Annotated in this window: 13 protein-coding genes; 5 read left to right on the plus strand and 8 right to left on the minus strand. The window is 40.2% G+C overall.

Translation table 11 applies throughout. The annotated features are described in order from the left end of the window. Positions 1 to 22: 22 nt before the first annotated feature. Together purM and purD are read left to right on the plus strand one after the other, a co-directional pair. On the plus strand, positions 23 to 1057 hold the full coding sequence (gene purM / locus NYP69_RS01915) for a phosphoribosylformylglycinamidine cyclo-ligase (RefSeq protein ID WP_415695164.1): 1035 nt from the start codon (positions 23 to 25) through the stop codon (positions 1055 to 1057). A 33-nt stretch (positions 1058 to 1090) separates the two neighbouring features. Then, positions 1091 to 2368, plus strand: coding sequence for a phosphoribosylamine--glycine ligase (gene purD, locus NYP69_RS01920; RefSeq protein ID WP_473410514.1), 1278 nt, complete (start codon positions 1091 to 1093; stop codon positions 2366 to 2368). Here the strand turns inward: purD and NYP69_RS01925 are convergent. Continuing rightward, positions 2365 to 4401, minus strand: coding sequence for an LTA synthase family protein (locus tag NYP69_RS01925; RefSeq protein WP_473412878.1), 2037 nt, complete (start codon positions 4399 to 4401; stop codon positions 2365 to 2367). The two genes, purD and NYP69_RS01925, sit on opposite strands and share 4 nt — an antisense overlap. 294 nt (positions 4402 to 4695) lie before the next feature. Between NYP69_RS01925 and NYP69_RS01930 the strand changes: the two genes are divergently transcribed. Together NYP69_RS01930 and NYP69_RS01935 are read left to right on the plus strand one after the other, a co-directional pair. Beyond that, a complete protein-coding gene (locus NYP69_RS01930) occupies positions 4696 to 6075 on the plus strand; it encodes an alpha/beta hydrolase (protein WP_473410516.1) in 1380 nt (459 codons plus the stop codon). 2 nt (positions 6076 to 6077) lie between these two features. After that, a complete protein-coding gene (locus NYP69_RS01935) occupies positions 6078 to 8834 on the plus strand; it encodes a bifunctional lysylphosphatidylglycerol flippase/synthetase MprF (protein ID WP_174191339.1) in 2757 nt (918 codons plus the stop codon). Between the two features lie 75 nt (positions 8835 to 8909). Here the strand turns inward: NYP69_RS01935 and NYP69_RS01940 are convergent, their stop codons facing one another. The 6 genes from NYP69_RS01940 to NYP69_RS01965 form a co-directional block, all read right to left on the minus strand. After that, a complete protein-coding gene (locus tag NYP69_RS01940; RefSeq protein ID WP_004130742.1) occupies positions 8910 to 11507 on the minus strand; it encodes an ATP-dependent Clp protease ATP-binding subunit in 2598 nt (865 codons plus the stop codon). A gap of 82 nt (positions 11508 to 11589) precedes the next feature. After that, positions 11590 to 12813, minus strand: a complete 1224-nt coding sequence (locus NYP69_RS01945) for a DUF3027 domain-containing protein (protein WP_473412879.1) — start codon at positions 12811 to 12813, stop codon at positions 11590 to 11592. A gap of 18 nt (positions 12814 to 12831) precedes the next feature. After that, positions 12832 to 13221 (minus strand): cold-shock protein, encoded by a 390-nt coding sequence (locus NYP69_RS01950; protein WP_115793912.1) that lies wholly within the window; start codon positions 13219 to 13221, stop codon positions 12832 to 12834. Between the two features lie 121 nt (positions 13222 to 13342). Continuing rightward, entirely contained in the window at positions 13343 to 15364 is a 2022-nt protein-coding gene (locus NYP69_RS01955; RefSeq protein WP_115793911.1) for a sensor histidine kinase, read from the minus strand. Positions 15365 to 15366: 2 nt separating this feature from the next. Further along, the gene (locus NYP69_RS01960; RefSeq protein WP_004130734.1) at positions 15367 to 16107 is read right to left on the minus strand and encodes a response regulator transcription factor; all 741 of its coding nucleotides are present in this window, start codon (positions 16105 to 16107) and stop codon (positions 15367 to 15369) included. A 60-nt stretch (positions 16108 to 16167) separates the two neighbouring features. Beyond that, complete coding sequence (locus NYP69_RS01965) at positions 16168 to 16902, minus strand: TPM domain-containing protein (protein ID WP_032812836.1); 735 nt, start codon at positions 16900 to 16902, stop codon at positions 16168 to 16170. 161 nt (positions 16903 to 17063) lie between these two features. Here NYP69_RS01965 and NYP69_RS01970 point away from each other — a divergent pair, with 161 nt between their 5' ends. Further along, positions 17064 to 17357, plus strand: a complete 294-nt coding sequence (locus NYP69_RS01970; RefSeq protein ID WP_004130730.1) for a WXG100 family type VII secretion target — start codon at positions 17064 to 17066, stop codon at positions 17355 to 17357. 114 nt (positions 17358 to 17471) lie between these two features. Here the strand turns inward: NYP69_RS01970 and groL are convergent, their stop codons facing one another. Next, positions 17472 to 19097, minus strand: a complete 1626-nt coding sequence (groL, locus tag NYP69_RS01975) for a chaperonin GroEL (RefSeq protein WP_004133211.1) — start codon at positions 19095 to 19097, stop codon at positions 17472 to 17474. Positions 19098 to 19181 lie beyond the last annotated feature (84 nt).

Here is a 19181-nt window from a genome sequence, read left to right on the forward strand (position 1 = left end):
ACAAACACGAAAGGATTCTTAAATGCCAAACGCATATGAACAAGCTGGCGTTAGCGTAGAAGCTGGCTACGAGGTTGTGCGAAGAATAAAATCCCACGTAAATCGCACAAAAAGACCAGGCGTTATGGGCGGAATTGGCGGTTTTGGCGGCCTATTTGATTTAGCAAGCCTTGGATACAAAGACCCAGTGCTAATTTCTGGAACAGATGGAGTTGGCACAAAGCTTATGATTGCGCAAATGATGCAAAAGCATAATACGATTGGCATTGATTGTGTTGCTATGTGCGTAAATGATATTGCAGCTCAAGGCGCACAGCCTCTGTTCTTCCTTGATTACATTGCTTGCGGAAAAAACAATCCAGAAATACTCGAGCAAGTGGTTTCTGGCGTTGCAGACGGATGCATTCAGGCAGAATCTGGCTTAATTGGCGGAGAGACTGCAGAAATGCCTGGAATGTACAACGAAGACGAGTACGATCTTGCGGGATTTGCTGTAGGAGTTGCAGAAAGAGAAAACATTGTTGACGGCTCTAAAATCACGCCTGGAGACGTTCTTATAGGTCTTGCATCTTCGGGAGTGCACTCAAACGGATTCTCACTTGTTAGAAAAGCACTTTTTGATGTAGCTAATTACAACGTAAATAGTAAACCAGAAGAATTGTGTGGCAAATCTATTGGCGAAGTTCTTTTAGAGCCTACAAAAATCTACGTTAAAGCATTAAAACCGCTTTTTGCTAATCATCTTATTAAAGGCGTAGCTCATATTACAGGCGGCGGATTTATAGAAAACATTCCAAGAATGTTTGCAAATAATCTTGCAGCACAAATCGACACAAAAAAGTGGCAAGTTCCTGCAATTTTCAACCTTATTGAAAAGTCGGGTAAAGTAGACCACTCAGAAATGTTCAACGTTTTTAACATGGGAATCGGAATGATATTAGCAATTAATGCAAATAAAGCCGATGAAGCTATGCAAATCCTTAAAAACAATAATGAACAAGCGTATGTTATTGGCAAAATGATTAAACGCGAAAACGTTGCAGTTGAGTTGTTATAATTCACAAAATCTTAAAGTAATAAAGGATTAAAGATGAAAGTTTTAGTTGTAGGCTCAGGCGCACGAGAACACGCAATCGCAGTTGCATTTTTAGCGAGTAAAAGCGTTAGCGAAGTCACAGTTGCTCCTGGAAACCCAGGCATGATTAAAAGCGGAATCAAAATTGAAAAAATTAGCGAATCGGATCACAACGCTTTAATCGAATTTGTTAAGAACAACAACTACGACTTTGCTTTTATTGGCCCCGAAGTGCCTCTTATGAATGGCATTGTTGACGATTTTGAAGCTAATGGAATCCCAGCATTTGGCCCAAACAAAGCGGCTGCTCAAATTGAAGGATCTAAGGATTTTGCAAAGCAACTTATGCAAAGGCATAATATTCCAACAGCCGCCTACCAAACATTTAGTGAGATAGAACCAGCGATTGAGTACGTTAAAAATCAAGGCGCTCCTATTGTTATTAAAGCAGACGGCTTGGCTGCTGGAAAAGGCGTAACAGTTGCCACTAGCGTTGATGAGGCGCTCGCAGCTTTAGACGATATTTTTGTAGACCATCGTTTTGGCAAAGCTGGAGCAAAAGTAGTTATAGAAGAGTTTTTAGAAGGCGAAGAATTCTCATTAATGAGCTTTGCTAACGGAACAGATTTTTGGGTTATGCCAATTTCTCAAGATCACAAGCGCGCTCATGATGGCGATACTGGCCCAAACACTGGCGGCATGGGAGCTTATAGCCCTGTTCCACAAATTAGCGATGGAGTTGTAAAACAAGCGATTGATAAAATCGTACGCCCAACTTTGCAAGCTCTTGCAAGCGAAGGCATGCCTTTTACAGGAGTTTTGTACGCTGGATTGATTAACACAGAGCAAGGCGCAAAAGTAATAGAATTTAACGCTCGCTTTGGAGACCCAGAAACAGAGGTTGTTCTTCCAAGACTTACTAGCGACTTTGGCGAAGCTATTTTTAACATTTTGCATGGCAAAGAACCAACATTTACTTGGGCTAAAAATGGCGTAACTCTTGGCGTTGTGTTAGCAAGCAAAGGCTACCCTGGAAAGCTTGTTACAGGAACACCTCTGCCACAAATCACTCTTAATAGTGCAGATCAAAATGTTTACTATTCTGGTGTTAAATTAGACGAAAACAATAATCTTGTAACGTCTTCTGGAAGAGTGGCACTTTTGCAAGTAAATGGCAAAGATGTTAAAGATGCTCAATCAAAGGCCTATAGCATATTAGACAATCTTAATCTTTCTAACATGTTTTATAGGCACGACATTGCAACTAAAGCACTTAAAGCATTGAAAAATTAAAAACCAAGAAAGTTTGTGTTTTTAAGATAATGCTTTCCAGCTGTAATATCGTATTGAATCAAACGGTAATCATTCAATAATTGTTTAGTTTCTTTGTTCATACTACTAGCAATCATTGGCTTTCCGCTTGGATTCAAGTAAATTGGCTGGCCTTGCGGAATTCTATCCCACCCCTGAATCTTATTTACTACAGGAGGCTCCATTGCACTAATCTTTTCGTGCAATCGTGTTAGGAATGCAATATATGGCGAAACTTTAGAATTTGTGTGAGACGCCACTTGCGATATAAAGAAGTTTGGAGAAGAATAATAGTCCCTAATTTTGTTTGGAGCTTTATTATTTTCTCTAGCTTTTTTATTTGACCAAATAAAGTAATCAGTTAGATGTAAATCAAGAGAATTATTCTCATCATCGCTGGCAGTACTATATATTCCAGGAAGATGATCTCCATAGAATACAACAGTCACTGGCTTATCTATAGAATCCAAGTCATTTAAGAATGATTGAGTTGCTTTATCTGTGTAACTCACTCCCTTAGCATATGTTTCAATCGAAGATATTTCCGAGCTTCCAAGCTTTGGCGAGCCAGGCTTTGAACTAGCCTTAAAATCATTGTTCTTATACCAATTCCTAAATGGCATATGATTTTGCATTGTGACTATTTGCACAAATTGATTATTTTTACTAGAGGCGATTTTTTCAAACGCACTTTTATACGCAGACTCGTCGCAAACATAAGGCGATTTATCAAGCATATTTTTGTGCGCAATAACATTAGGAGCTTCTAGCGAGTAGAACTTACTAAAACCAAACTTCTTATAGTTTGTTGAGCGCAAGTACATACTCGGCTCATACGGGTGGAATGCTATGGAATTAGATTCACTCCCCCAATACCTGTTAATCGTAGGAGTCCAAGAAGAATTTGGAACAAGTTGCTGATACGGGCTTGTAAGAGATGAGTTAAAGTTCACCATGCTCAATCCCGTAAGAGACATGTATTCAAGGTTTGCAGTTCCTCCGCCGTAGCCAGAAGAAAGCATTAATCCACTATCCGTTTTCTCTTTCAAAGAGCTTATAAATGGCATTGGATTCTTATTTAGTTGCAATCCAGGAACTCTTATTGGATTAGAGAATGATTCCGAAAGCACATAAACAACAGTATTATCGGAGATTTTTGACTTTCTAGAAGCGTTTATTTTCTTTGCTTCATTATTGTATTTTTCTAGCAAAGCGCTCATAGTTCGCTCATTGTAATCCGCAGGCTTATCCATAACCTTTGGGTTTACTTGCCTTAAAAATGCCACTAATGCGCCGTTTCTTTGAGCGTCGTAAACGGAGTCCCACATTGATGGCGTGTCTCCCATAAACTTAGCAAAATTGTTTGCGCTAGAATCAACAGTTCCAACTGTGCAAATATACCATCCAAAAGTCGCTAATAATGCTATTAAAGTTACAACACGAACCAAAATCGAAGTTCTTAAATTTGAAATAATAACAATTTTTCCATGATTAACATCTAGAACATGCAATAAAAGCGCAATAACCCAAGTTATTAGAACAGCAACAATAGAGCTAAAAATAACAGCATTTGCGTTGTCTGGAAGAAAAGATGCGATATTTCCAGTATTACTTTTTAAAAAGTTTAAGTCAGCTGGAAGAATAGTTTCGTATCGAACATTCACTTTCATATATTCAATAACAGAAACAATTATAGATGCGCTAATCAAAATAGCAGACGTAATCCAAAAACGATTTATGATTATTAGCAAAATACCGTAAATTAACGCAAGAATAAGAAGATTAAGCACAAAAACAAAATTAAGCTTAAGCCACATTTTTGAGATTATGTTCCAAGCACTTGCCGAAAGTGATGAAGTCATTTCTACTCGGCCAGAACGCTGTACAGAAAACTGCACAATCATAACCATTATTGCGCAAAAAGCAACAAACATAACGGAGTACGTCCAACGAGCAAACCTAATCTTAAAACGCTCAAATTGCTTAAAAATTGTAAGAGAATTGCTTAATGGCAATTTTGCACCCTTCTGATTTACGCCTAATGTTTAATGCATATTACGTTTATTACGTTCTTAACGCATGTATGTGTACGCATCCGTTTACACATATATCTTAAGTATCGCTATCGTCATACAAAACAACCGTATAAAACTATGCATATTCATACTTTTGATGTATTGTAATATGTTCTATAGCATTTATCATTATAATAGATGACAAAATATAGAAAATTTTAAGGATTATATACTATATTTGCAATGGTTGTGTTTGTTATCTTCAATCTAGCGAGGTTTTAAGGAACAGTAAGAATGAAGCAATTTATTGCCACAATTAACTTAATGCAAGGCATTCTACCTATAAGCATATTTGCAATATCTGGATTATGCTTAGCTGTTCTTTTAATTACAAAACCTAAAAAGTCTAAGTATTTTTCAAAACTCTTAACTCAATTAGGCTCAGCATTTTTATTTGCCATTATTTTTGGATTCATAACTTGGCTAATATCCGACGTTTTTCTTGTGTTTGGCGTAAGTCTTGGATGGCTTGTGATTTGTTCGATTGCAGGGGGATTTGCTGCCGTAGGCTTTGCTCTAAGTGCTGCAATAATTTCTAAAGGATGCAGAAGAGCTTTCGCTATTTTTTCGATTATCTTATTTGTTTTAGCAACAATGATTCGCGTAAATATGATTTACGGAGAATACACGACTATTGGATCTGTTTTTGGATTAGGAAATTACCCAAAGCTAGAAGAGCATAATAAACACAATGCCATTATGGAGATTAAAGATTGGAACTTACTAGCAGATCAGAAAAAACTGCCTAAAATGCCATCCAAAGGCATTAGCCGCTCTGTTAGAATTCCTGCAACGCAATCAAACTTCCGCGCTAGAATCGCAAATGTGTATCTTCCTCCAGCTGCGCTAACAAAATTTGCTCCAAAACTTCCTGTAATGGTTCTTCTTTCTGGACAGCCAGGAAGCCCTAATAGACTATTTGCTGCAAGCGAAATAGTGAACACTTTAGATGCTTACGCTAAAAAACACAATGGTTTAGCTCCGATTGTTGTTTCCCCAGACCAAAATGGCACTTCAACGCACAATTCACTTTGCGCAAACACAAAGGTTTATGGGAATGCTCAAACGTACCTAACTAAAGATGTTGTTAGCTGGATTCGCAAAAATCTTCCTGCAAGCACAAATCCAGCACTTTGGCTTATGGGAGGATTTTCTCAAGGTGGAACTTGCGCAACTCAAATAGTTCCAGCATATCCAAAGTTATTTGGAAACATGTATTCTGCTGGCGGAGAATTAGAGCCAACTTACAAGAATAAAAACGAAACAATAAACCGCTATTTTAACGGGAATCGCAAGGAATACGAAAAACATATTCCAGCAAACATAATGAGAAAAAACGCTCCATTAAATCAAAATTATTATTCAATAGCAGGAGCATGGGATCCAAAATCACAAATAAACCAATCCACTATTGCTGTGGCAGCACACAAAGCTGGAATAAGCGTTATAACAATGATTTCTAAAGGCTCAGGCCACGATTGGCATACGGTTCAAAGCGGATTAAAGGTTGCTATTGATCATCTTTGTAAAGACGCTGGAATAGCAAAGCATAATCCAGATTTAAGCTCTTATAGTAATATTCAAGTGGTTGTTAATCAGAAGGTGAGGCGATAAACATGCCAAACTTTTTATCAAAAAATCACAAGTCAACAGCAAAACATCATTTATCTATACTAAGTAATGATGTTAAAATCTGGCTGTCTCAGCGAGTTCTTGCAGTAAAAATCACTCTTGTATTTTTGCTTATAAACCTTTTACATTGGATTTTCCGTACCGTAATGCACATTTACACTTACGGTACAAACGCTACTCTTGCACAGTTTTTCTCGTACCATAAGCCAAAAATTGGCTCCCCATTCCTTTTTGGTCATAGAAACGTTCCTCAACTTTTGCTTAAACTGTTCCACTCGCTTTTCCTTGTAAACAGTTTTCCGTCTTTAGCTGTTAACGCTATTCTTTCTTTGGTTTTAATCGGATTAGCAGAAACAAGAATTGGAAAAATGCGTTTGCTTTTTGTTTCTGTATCTAGCACGCTTATTGGAACTTTGCTAGGACTAACACTAGTTGGCAATCTTTCTGCGATTATTCGCAATATGCATTGGATTACTAGAATACCAATTAGACTTTCGCCTTTTACTCTTTTTGTTGGCGCGTTTATGTCTGCAGCAACATGCGAATCAATCTTGTGGCGTAGACGAATGCTTGTTTTGGGCTATTCAATAACGTCTGCAATGCTTCTTTATAGTGGAAATCCTGGGGATTATTGCACGATTTTTGCAGCGATTTGTGGCCATATTATTGGCAATGCAATGAACAAGAACAACAAAACTAATACTGCTAAAAGCGCAAGCTGGTGGCATGGAACAGACTACGAAATTAGGCGTCTTTTTTCAATAGCGCAACTTATTATGGCGTTAGGCCCTGTTCTTGCATTGTCTTCAAGATCTCACGCTGGAATACTAACAACTCTTGGCTTGTTTATGTCTCCACAAATGGGCACAAAACCTTGGCTTGCAAGATGCATATCGAATTATAGTTCTAGCAGCTGTTTGCTTCATTCTGGATTGCAACACGCAACAATTGGCGGTCTTTGGATTCGTATTCTTTTGCCTATTGTTACTTTAATGATTATAGCTTGGGGGCTTTTACGCGGAAGAAGGCTTGCAGCTTATGCAGCTATAACAATTAATGGACTTACTGCAGTTTATGCAACTATGTATTTTGCGATTTTGCCATTAATCGCAGCTAAGCAAGCTATGATTTTCCACAAGAATAATGCAACTTCTATAGCGTTTATGCTCACTGCTCTGCCTCCACTATTAATCGCAATACTATTGTTTATAAACATAAAGCATTTTCCAAATCATAGCGATAAGTTTGAACGCAGAATTGGCTTAGTTGCAATTGTTCTTGCACTATTTTCTACTGGAATAGGATATGTTTGCTTTGGATTAATTGCTCCTAATGAGTTTAAGCCTGCAGCAGACTTGCATCATTTACTCCGTGACCTTCCAGGACGTTGGATGCCTATGGGATTTGGAACAAGATCTAACGCAATGCTTATGCCATTAACTCCACTTGCTTCTGCTATTACTCAATGCGTTGGAGTTCTTCTTTGGATTGTTCTTTTTGTTGTTTGCCTTATGTGGTTTAAGAACAAAGTTACTATTAACGAAGAAGATCGTAAAAAAGCAAGTCAATTAGTTCATTTTGGCGGAGACACAATGAGCTTTATGACTACTTGGCCAGACAATCACTATTGGTTCTCCAACACGGAACGCTCCGCAATAGCATATAGGCTTAAGTATGGAATTGCTTTAACATTAACAGGGCCTTTTGGAGATAAAACAGAATATAAGAATGATTTGAAAGCGTTTATTCAACTTTGCGAGCAAAACTCTTGGTCTCCAGCTTTCTATGCTGTGCATGAGGAAGACCGCAAAAACCTAGAATCTCTTGGTTTTATGTCTATTAAAGTTGGAAGCGATATGCTTGTTTACCCTAAAGAGTGGCAAACTCGTGGCAAAAAGTGGCAAGATATTCGTACCGCTATAAACAAAGCAAAACGCGATGGAATAACAGATGTTCTTAGCACATACAACGATGCTCCGTGGGAAATTCAACAACAGATTATTGAGATTTCGGAAGAGTGGGCAGAGCTTAAATCTCTTCCAGAGATGAAGTTTACTCTTGGCGGATTAGAAGAATTGCACGATCCTCGAGTAAAAATTTTGTATGCAATTGACAATAACGGCAAGGTTCTTGGCGTTACGAGCTGGATGCCTACTTATAGCAACAATCGCGTAATAGGGTGGACTCTTGATTTTATGAGGCACCGTACGGATAGTCCTAATGGAATTATGGAATTGCTTATTGCAAGAATGGCGGAACGCTTAAGAGATGAAGGACTTGAGAATCCAGAATCTGCTGTGGAATTTATGAGTCTTTCTGCTGCTCCTCTTGCTGGAATAACAGATATTTGCGACTCAAACGATTCTAGTACTTCAACTTCTTTGCAAAATGAAGCGAACACTGTTAATAACAAGGACGATATAGGAAATAATGATAATGATGGCGTAGAACATGCACAAAATGACGTAAATCACCATGAGTCCAACGAGATTATTGTTCATGCTCTAGAGATGATGTCCGACATTTTGGAACCAGCATACGGATTTAAGTCGTTGTACTTCTTTAAGAAAAAGTTCCAACCAACCAATAGTCCTGTGTACATATGCTATTTGGACTCTGCAAAGCTCGCGCAAATATCGCTAGCTGTTACAAGCTCCTATTTGCCAGAAACTAATCCTAAGCAAATTTTAGAAATGCTAAAAACACTTAAGAAAGACGCAAATCAAAAAAATCTCCGTTAATTTGCGTGCTGTAGCTTGCATATTAACGGAGATTAAGTTTATTAAGAGATTTTAATAGAAATCTTAATTGTACAACTAAGACTCCGATTCGACTTTAGAAGCGGAATCAGAGTCAGCTAATTTAGCTGACTCAGTTGATTCAGAAGAATCGCTGGAATCAGTGGATTCTGCCGACTTAGAGTCGCTGCATGCGGAATCAAACTTCTTACCGCGGAAAATAAATTCTCCAAGCAACCCTTCGCCTTCGGCATCCACCTCAACGCACTCGCCGTCTGTTAAATCGCCAAGCAGAATCTTCTCGCTAATAGCATCCTCGATGTCTCGCTGAATAACTCTACGCAATGGCCTTGCTCCAAGAAGCGGGTCAAAGCCCTTCTGCGCAAGAAGATTCTTAGCTTCATCTGTAAGCTCCAAAGCCATATGACGCTCAAACAAGCGGTCGTTCAAACGCTTAACATCTAAGTCAACAATTTGACGAACCTCTGGCTCAGTAAGCTGACGGAACACAATAGTATCGTCTAAACGGTTAAGGAACTCTGGGCGGAATTGACGCTTAAGCTCGGAATTAACTTGATCCTTCATACGCTGATAAGAAGCATCCGCGTTATTACCAAGGCTAAATCCTGTGTTTGCTGCCTTAGCAATATCTCGAGTACCAAGATTCGTAGTCAAGATAATAATAGTGTTCTTAAAATCAACTTTTCGGCCTTGACCATCTGTTAAGTGGCCATCATCCAAAACTTGCAACAACGTGTTGAAAATATCTGGATGCGCCTTCTCAATCTCGTCGAACAAAACCACAGAGAATGGCTTTCTACGAACCTTCTCCGTAAGCTCGCCACCTTCCTCGTAGCCAACATAGCCTGGAGGAGCACCAAAAAGACGCGAAGCTGCATACTTTTCTGCAAACTCCGACATATCTACGCGAATAAGCGCATCGTCGTCGTCAAACAAGAACTGAGCCAAAGTCTTAGCAAGCTCAGTTTTACCAACACCAGTAGGGCCAGCAAAAATAAACGAGCCAGCAGGACGCTTTGGATCCTTCAAGCCCACTCGAGCACGACGAATCGAGCGAGAAAGCGCACAAACAGCCTCATCTTGACCAATAATGCGCTTATGCAGTTCTGCTTCCATGCCAAGCAGCTTTTTAGACTCTGCTTGCGTGAGCTTAACAACAGGAATACCAGTTGTATTAGAAACAACAGATGCAATCACATCTTCGTCTACAACCATATTCACATTGGATTCGCCTTCGCGCCAAGCTTGCTCTTTAATCTTACGATCTTCTTCAAGCTTCTCTTGCTCATCTCGCAAGTCGGCAGCTTTTTCAAAATCTTGATTCTTAATAGCTTCGTCTTTTTTATCGGAAAGCTTAGAAATCTTAGAATCAAGTTCTTTAAGCTCTGAAGGCTCTGTTAAGCGCTTAATTCGCAATCGAGCACCAGCTTCGTCAATCAAGTCAATCGCCTTATCTGGCAAATTGCGATCTTGAATGTATCGAGCAGACATTTCTGCTGCAGATTGCAAAGCACCATCCGTAATGGTTACATGATGATGATTCTCGTAACGCGCGCGCAAGCCCTTTAGAATTTCAATTGTCTCTGCAATAGAAGGCTCTTGAACCTGAATTGGCTGGAATCTGCGTTCCAAAGCCGCATCCTTTTCAATATACTTTCTATATTCATCTGTAGTTGTAGCGCCAATCGTTTGCATCTCGCCGCGCGCAAGCATAGGCTTAAGCATATCTGAAGCGCCCAAAGCGCCATCAGCAGCACCCGCGCCAACAATAGTGTGAATCTCGTCAATAAATAGAACAATATCTCCGCGAGTCTTAATCTCTTTAAGCACCTTCTTTAAGCGCTCTTCAAAATCGCCACGGTAACGAGAGCCTGCAACCATTGAGCCAAGATCAAGAGAATAAACTTGCTTACCCTTTAAAGTTTCTGGAACATCTCCAGCAACAATCTTTTGTGCAAGACCTTCTACAACAGCTGTTTTACCAACGCCTGGCTCGCCAATAAGAACAGGATTATTCTTTGTTCTACGAGAAAGCACAACCATAACACGCTCAATTTCTTTAGAGCGTCCAATAACAGGGTCAAGCTTGCCTTGTTGAGCTTCGTTAGTAAGATTTCTTCCAAACTGATCTAAAAGAGCAGAACCAGACTGATTGCGTTTATCTTGAACTCCACCAGCATTTGCAAGATCGGCACCTTGACTGTCTGCTGGAATGCCAGAATTGCCACGAATCAAATCCATTGCCGTGCTACGAAGATCTCCTAAATCAACCTCCATTTTAATAAGCACTTGCGTTCCAACGCCTTCGCCTTCTCTAATAAGGCCTAAAAGAATATGCTCAGTACCAATATAACTATGACCAAGTTGCAAAGCTTCACGCAAACTAAGCTCAAGCACCTGCTTAGCATGCGGAGTAAAAGGTATGTGGCCATTAGGCGAAACAGTGCCCGTGCCAATCATCTCTTTTACTTGTTTGCGAGTACCGTCTAAATCTACGCCTTTTGCGCTCAAAGCTTTCGCTGCTATTCCTTCGCCTTCTCTAATAAGGCCTAAAAGAATATGCTCCGTACCAATGTAGTTATGCTGAAGAGCGCGCGCTTCTTCTTGCGCTAGCACAATAACACGCCGAGCGCGGTCAGTAAACCGTTCAAACATAATTGCCTTCCGTTTTTATCCTTGTTCCATGGTAACGAGTTGCCATGACTCTAGAGCAATGCTCTCTATAGAATCCGTGGGACTAATCGTTTGGTTGCGGATTATTATTTGAGTCAAAATTATCTTCAGATTCTGCATTATCTACGATTTGTGCACTGCTTTTTGATTCTGCAACATCTTCATATTGCAAACCACTATTATTATTTGCAATATCTTCACCCTCATTGCGCAAACCATCGTCATCATGCTCTTTACTATCTTGATTATTTTCATCCAAAACGCGCTTACGCCTTGACTTGCGATTTTCTTTGCTATCTTCAATCGCTTCTTCTATAAGCTCAACATCTGCACGTTCTTCTCTAGGCGTTTGAGGAACAATCTCAATGTGATAATCGTCATAAGCAGGCTCTGATTGAACCCAAAGCTGCGATGGCTCAGGAGGCGCTATTTCGGAATGTTCTCCGCATCCATGATCAAGCGCAACTACTCGCCCATCGTCTGGGCTCCACATATTTGCGCAAACTCCAAACATGTTTCCAAGACTTCCCGCAAGAGGAATCATAAATCCACATGACGAGCAAGCTTTTCCATCTGCAATATTAGTAGAAAGCGACTTTGGCCCATGTTGACCCGCATACCATCTTTTTGCAGTTTGAGCTATAGCCTGAGCAGTCATAACTCTTTTTCGAGTTAAGCGGAAAGTTTCAACAGCATCTTCAAAATCTTCTTTTGACTCCCCATTTTCAAGATTTTCATCATCTTCTGCACTTGCGCTATCTGTATTATATGCGCTTTTGCTATCCGAACTATCTGAACTATCTGAACTATCTGAACTATCCGCGCTATTTTCGCTATTTTCGCTATTTGCATCGTTATTAGTGTTTTCACTATCTTTAGCGCATTGCGAACCATCTTCAGATGCATTATTTTCTTGAATACCATCAAGCTTAACTCCATCTTCAAGCCTGGAGTCATCTTCTGCAGTGCCGATTGAATCCATAACCGAAAGATCCGTAGGCCTAAGTCTATCTTTCCAAGGAACCCAAGGAGGAGGAAGTAACGAATCTTCAGTTGGAGCAAGACTAGACTCGTTAACAGTCCAACGACCAGCATCTTCATCATGATACAGCGTTACCGACCATTGCCAGCCTTCATAGCCAAGCATAGTGCAAGCAAAACGGAAATCAGTAACATTACTACCAAGATTCGTTTTGCCTACAAAATCGCCTACAGCGTTTTTGCGCTCCGAAGTTTCCACAGCAACTTCATAAGCAAGCTCCTGCGGATTTATTACTTCATCTTCCATAAAAAATCCTGTTAACTATTAATCTTGTACGTCAAAATTATCTGCTACAGCACGCAACAAATGAGCAAGCTTTTTAGATTCTGCACTAGATGGATAATGGCGTCTGCGCAAGCCGTTGCCAGCAGAGTCCAAAAGCTTAATAAGGTCTTCTACGATTGCAGCCATATCTTCTGCTTTTGGCCTTGTAGCTTTTACAAGCGAAGGAGCAGAAGCTACGAGTGTAAGTCCCATTGCTTGCGGGCCTTTGCGCCCTTCTATAACAGAAAATTCCACACGCATACCTTTACGCAATTCCTTTATTGACGATGGCAACGCAGAAGAAGGCAAAAATACATCCTTGCCATCTTCATCTACTATAAAGCCATATCCCTTTTGGGAATCATACCAACGAACACGCCCGTTGGGCATAACACACCTCACTCAAATTCACTAAACTTTATGCGAATCATCAATTCTACTACATCCATATAACTCTACAGATTCACACTTTTTTAATTGTAGCGCATGAATCTAGAACAACCTAAATAATCTAAGCAATCTTCTTGTTTTCAACATCACTAATAGAGCCACTTGTAAGCATTTTATTCGATTTATCTACATTACTTTCTTTGCTCGCATTATCGTTATTATCGTTATTATCGTTATTATCACTATTATCGTCAATAATAACTTTTGGCAACACAACTGTAAGAGTTAAACCGTGAGGCTTAGAATCCAAAGATTCATCTCCATTCATTGTTATGTCTGCAGAAATATCTGTAGCAAAATCATCTTGGCTAGTTCTATACGCACAAGACGTTGTTGCGCAAATCAAACCGCGATGAGCTTTAACAACAGATTGTGCAATAGACATGCCTAAGCCTGTACCGCCTTTTTCTCTAGCTCTAGAAGGATCAGCAATATAGAAACGCTCAAAAATATGAGGCAGCGATTCTTCTGGAACTCCAGGGCCGTGATCAACAACCCTTATAACAACATAAGAACTGCCAGCACCTGTTGATTGGCTAACTTCTGCAGCTTCCAAAAAGTCCTTAAGAGACTTAGAAACAGAGCTCATTTTTTGCAAAGCTTCTGGAGTAATCGAAGCTTTAAAAATTCCCATTCCGATTTCTACAGGAGAATCACTTGGAGTATAACGATGAATGTTGCCAACAATATTAGTAAGAACTTGACGCAACCTTGCTCCATCGCCTTTTATAGTAACGTTAGGAAGCGAGCCCGGAGTAAAAATAAACTTTCTATCAAGATTACAATTTGTAGGCTTAGAGCAATCCATTAGCTTTAAGTCGTCTGCTAAATACAATGTTCCTTGCTGCACAACTCTAACTTGATCAAGCGCGCGCAAATCATTAGCAGCATCTTTAAGAATTGGAGTTACATTAACAGTTTGAGAAACATTGATTCCTCGCCCCTCATCAAATCGCGCTAGCGAAAGCAAATCTTCAACAAGCTCCGTCATTCTTTCGCTAGAAGCCTTAATGTGAGCAATTGAATCATCAGCCTTATCTTGCTGACCAGCAACGCCTCTCCACATGTAATACAATTCTGCATAACCGTGAATCGCAGCTAGTGGCGTTCTAAGCTCGTGACTTGCATCCGAAACAAAACGTTTCATTTTTTCTGTCATTGCTTCTTGATCGTTAAAGCCTTGCTCAATTCTAGAAAGCATTGAATTTAAGCTTGCTGCCAAAGACCCAACTTCCGTGTTTTCTGGAGCAGATGGAACTCGTCTGCTTAAATCTCCAGAAGCAATTTTAGAAGCTGTTTTTTCTATTCTTTTTAGCGGAACAAGAGTTGATTGAATAATCAAAGCAGACAAAACTGCACCAAGCAAAATAACAGTTATACTAACCATTAAACAATAGCGCGTAAGAGTATTTAGAGTATCCATTTGGTCGCTTAGAGAAAGCGCTATATAAACGTAACCTCTAACGCGCATTTCGGAGTTGTAACCACTGCGATTACCCCATGTAAGAACTAGTACGCGCCACGGCGACTGAGCAACCTTTGCAGTTGCTTCATCAACGCTTTTAAGGTCGCCATGAACAACAGCAGGAGATGTAAACGGCTTTCTTTTTATAACAACGCTGTTGATTTCTCCATCTTCTGGCAGCGTTGGCATAGAAACAACGTCTCCTTTAAGCGGAGGAACCAAAGGCGTTGTAATAATTTTGTTATTAGTGTCTCGAATTTGCAAGAAATAGTCATTTGGACCAACAGTTGGATCTTTTGAATCCTTTTTTCTAAGCAAATCAATATTGTCGTAAATAAGCTGGGCTTGATCTGCCAACTGAGCATCGGTTTTATCTAGCAAATAGCTTCCAACTAATTGCCTAATCGACAATGATATGCAAAATGCTGCAATAGTTAAAACTACAAGCGTACATGCCACTAATCGAGTGCTTAACGGTATTGCATCTAGATGTTTACGTATCCATTTTGCTGCTTTATGCTTTTTATTAGGATTATTGTTTTTGCTTTTATAATCCGCATTTGCATTAGCAACTTCTGGATTATAAATAGCGACTTCCGCAGACTTGCCACTATTCATAATCAGGCTTGACCCGCCTTTGGTACGCGAATCATGTAACCAATTCCACGCTTAGTTTCAATAAGTGGAACAACTTTCTCTATAGAGCCATCGTCATTCTTAATCTCAATACCGTCGATTTTCTTTCTAAGATAAGAAATATAGGATTCAACGATTGCTGCGTCTCCACCCCAATCGTATTGCCAAACGTGATTAAGAATCTGGCTTTTAGACAACACTCTGCCTTCGTTATCCATTAAGTAATGCAAAAGCTTGTATTCCGTAGGACTTAGCTCGATTGGAACTCCAGCTCTAGAAACATCGTGCGAGTCCTCATTAATCTCTAAATCTGCAACGCGCACAACAGGGGTGTCTTCTTCTGGCTCTTGAGTTCTGCGCAAAATCGCACGAATTCTAGCAACTACTTCTTCTAGGCTAAAAGGTTTTGTAACGTAGTCATCTCCACCAACTGTTAAACCCATAATCTTATCTTGAGTATCATCTCTAGCTGTAAGAAACAGCACTGGCACTACCACACCATTTTGGCGGATTCGCCTTGTAACAGTAAACCCATCAATATCTGGTAGCATAACGTCCATAACAATAAGATCTGGATGAACGCGCTCTATAACCTCGATTGCTTCCGATCCAGAGGCAGCGGTTTCTACGTCAAATCCAGCAAAGTGCAACGATGCAACCAAAAGTTCACGAATTGAAGGTTCGTCATCGACCACAACAATAGATGCTTCTACATTCTTACCCATACTGTTTAGCATCACTTATAAAGCTGAATGTTTCCTGAGTGTTTCCTGGAAAAAATAATTTTATTTATGCGATGCGTGCCTACGCTTAGCTTTTCTAAATCCTAGTTTAACTTGCTTTAGCACATAATTTCTTCTATAAAGTACAATCGCAACAATTACAAACAATGCTGCAATCACAACAATCATAACAATAGTTGCAATAATACTTGTTGAAGGCGTAACCGCTGTTTTTTTAGCTCTAGAAATCTGCTTCATAAGCAAAATCGCAGACTTAGCCCAGTCAGCACCTTGCGCGTTAACTAATGGCCTGTAAGCTGCATCCGACAATAAGTCAACCGTTGTTTTTCTTTTAAGCCATTCATCGGAATTAGGCGAAACTGCAACAACAAGCCTTCCATCATGAGTAGCAATTGCTAAAAGAACAGTGTTTGGAGCTGGATTCGTGCTTGTCAATAAATCGCTAGCCCACTTTGATGGGTCTTTGCTGCCGCTAAAATTAGCTAAGTAAAGAAGGCGCACAGATACGCCTGTTTGCTTTTTTGTGCTAGCAATCATATCGGAAACTTTTGCAACGGAATCCCCTAGAAGATTTTCCGTATCTGTAATTGAATCAGTAGCAACAATGCCATAATTATTAGAACTTTTATTTGCTAGATCACCATTTTTTGATTCATCTTCCGCAAAAGCAATGCTTGCAAATAAAGCAATTTGGCTTAAAAACGCAAGCATTATAAGTGCGCATAAGCCTTTAACCACATTAGTAAAAAAATCTTTGTCATAATCGCTTAATGGCATATATTCATAATACCGTGTTTTTAGATTACAAGAAACAATAGCAAAATTGAGTTTTAGACGCATCTTTCTGTACAAGCACATTCTATACAAGCATTAGAGAACACGGAAATAAAAAAAAACATAGAAAAACGCATACATTTACAAACATTAAGGAGTAAAAAATGTCACAATTTAGAGTAGACTCAGAGCAAATTCAGCAATCTGCCGCAGCAGTCGGATCTTCGATTAATGCGATTCGAGATGCAACAAATGGAATGTACGCAAATCTACAGCAATTACAAAGCGTGTGGACTGGCCCTGCTGCAACTCAGTTTGCAACAACAGCTGGGCAATGGCGTGCAGCACACCAACAAATGGAGCAATCTCTAGAGGCAATTCAATTAGCAATGCAAAATGTTTCTAACATTTACATGGATACAGAAGCACAAGCAACTTCCTTGTTTGCAATGAACTAAACAAAAGTCACAAATCACAAAAACAAAAACAAAAACAAACATGAGCGGCAAAGTCAAAACTTTACCGCTCATGTATTGATAACTAAACAGACTCAATCAAAGAGTTAATTTAATTTAGTAGCCCATCTCTGCGCCGCCTGCAGGAGCTGCAGCTGGCTTTTCTGGCTTATTTGCAACAACAGCTTCGGTTGTTAAGAACAAACCAGCAATAGAAGCAGCATTCTGTAGAGCAGAACGAGTTACCTTAACTGGGTCGGTAACGCCAGCAGCCATCAAATCTTCGTAAGCGTTGGTTGCAGCGTTAAAGCCTTGGCCTTCTGGAAGCTCGCGAACCTTGTTAAGAACAACATCTCCAGAAACACCGCTATTTTGAGCAATCTGCTTGATTGGAGCTTCTACAGCGCGGAACACGATTGCAGCGCCAGTAGCTTCTTCGCCCTTAAGATTTGCGACTTCGGCAGACTTCTCAACCTTTGCAGCAGCTTGAACAAGAGCAACGCCACCACCTGGGAGCAAGCCCTCTTCGATTGCAGCCTTAGCGTTACGCACTGCATCTTCAATGCGATGCTTGCGCTCCTTGGCTTCTACTTCTGTAGCAGCGCCAACCTTAATAACGGCAACTCCACCAGCAAGCTTTGCAAGACGCTCCTGAAGCTTTTCGCGATCGTAATCGGAATCGGTATTTTCGATTTCGCCGCGAATCTGAGCAACACGAGCCTCAACGTCTTCCTTAGAGCCAGCACCAGAAACAATAGTTGTTTCATCCTTAGAAACAATCACCTTAGATGCATGACCAAACACAGATGCATCGATAGAATCAAGCTTTAAGCCAAGGTCGTCAGAAACAACCTGAGCGCCAGTCAAAATTGCCATATCTTGCAACATTGCCTTGCGACGATCGCCAAAGCCTGGAGCCTTAACAGCTACAGTGTTGAAAGTGCCACGAATCTTGTTAAGAACAAGAGTTGGCAAAGCTTCGCCATCAACATCTTCCGCAATAATAAGCAATGGCTTACCAGACTTCATAACAAGTTCTGCAACATGAACAATGTCTTGCTGGCTAGAAACCTTGCCAGAAGTGAGCAAAATGTATGGATCTTCCAAAACAGCAGTCTGATCTTCTGCGTTAGTTACAAAGTAAGGAGAAATGTAACCCTTATCAAAGCGCATGCCTTCTGTAAAGTCCAAATCAAGACCAAACTTGTTGTTGTCTTCAACAGTAACAACGCCGTCTTGACCAACCTTATCTAGAGCTTCTGCAATCTTTTCGCCAACTTCTGGGTCGGCAGCAGAAATCGTAGCAGTAGCAGCGATTTGATCCTTTGTTTCAACATCTTTAGCAGACGCAAGCAATTCCTTAACAATTGCTTCGGAAGCTTTTTCAATGCCGCGGCGAAGAGCAATTGGATTGCTACCAGCAACAACGTTCTTTAAGCCTTCGTGCACCAAAGACTGAGCCAAAACAGTAGCGGTTGTAGTGCCGTCGCCTGCAACGTCATCAGTCTTCTTAGCAACTTCCTTAACTAATTCAGCACCAATACGCTCGTATGGGTCTTCAAGGTCAATCTCTTTAGCGATTGAAACGCCATCATTAGTGATTGTTGGAGCGCCGTAAGACTTATCTAGAACTACGTTACGACCCTTTGGTCCAAGAGTGACCTTTACTGTATTTGCAAGCTTATCAAGACCAGCAAGCATACCCTGGCGGGCATCCTCTTCATAGGCAATAATCTTTGCCATTATTCCTCCACATAAATTAACTATGGACACTCACTCATGCTTCTTTTAGCTAATCAACCGTCAGCTGTTGACTAAACCGTTAAA

Source organism: Gardnerella sp. c17Ua_118 (assembly GCF_055804255.1).

Coding starts and splice junctions, on each gene's coding strand:
- purM (WP_415695164.1), top strand. CDS start 23: ATGCCAAACGCATATGAACAAGCTGGCGTTAGCGTAGAAGCTGGCTAC.
- purD (WP_473410514.1), top strand. CDS start 1,091: ATGAAAGTTTTAGTTGTAGGCTCAGGCGCACGAGAACACGCAATCGCA.
- NYP69_RS01930 (WP_473410516.1), top strand. CDS start 4,696: ATGAAGCAATTTATTGCCACAATTAACTTAATGCAAGGCATTCTACCT.
- NYP69_RS01935 (WP_174191339.1), top strand. CDS start 6,078: ATGCCAAACTTTTTATCAAAAAATCACAAGTCAACAGCAAAACATCAT.
- NYP69_RS01940 (WP_004130742.1), bottom strand. CDS start 11,507: ATGTTTGAACGGTTTACTGACCGCGCTCGGCGTGTTATTGTGCTAGCG.
- NYP69_RS01945 (WP_473412879.1), bottom strand. CDS start 12,813: ATGGAAGATGAAGTAATAAATCCGCAGGAGCTTGCTTATGAAGTTGCT.
- NYP69_RS01950 (WP_115793912.1), bottom strand. CDS start 13,221: ATGCCCAACGGGCGTGTTCGTTGGTATGATTCCCAAAAGGGATATGGC.
- NYP69_RS01955 (WP_115793911.1), bottom strand. CDS start 15,364: ATGAATAGTGGCAAGTCTGCGGAAGTCGCTATTTATAATCCAGAAGTT.
- NYP69_RS01960 (WP_004130734.1), bottom strand. CDS start 16,107: ATGGGTAAGAATGTAGAAGCATCTATTGTTGTGGTCGATGACGAACCT.
- NYP69_RS01965 (WP_032812836.1), bottom strand. CDS start 16,902: ATGCCATTAAGCGATTATGACAAAGATTTTTTTACTAATGTGGTTAAA.
- NYP69_RS01970 (WP_004130730.1), top strand. CDS start 17,064: ATGTCACAATTTAGAGTAGACTCAGAGCAAATTCAGCAATCTGCCGCA.
- groL (WP_004133211.1), bottom strand. CDS start 19,097: ATGGCAAAGATTATTGCCTATGAAGAGGATGCCCGCCAGGGTATGCTT.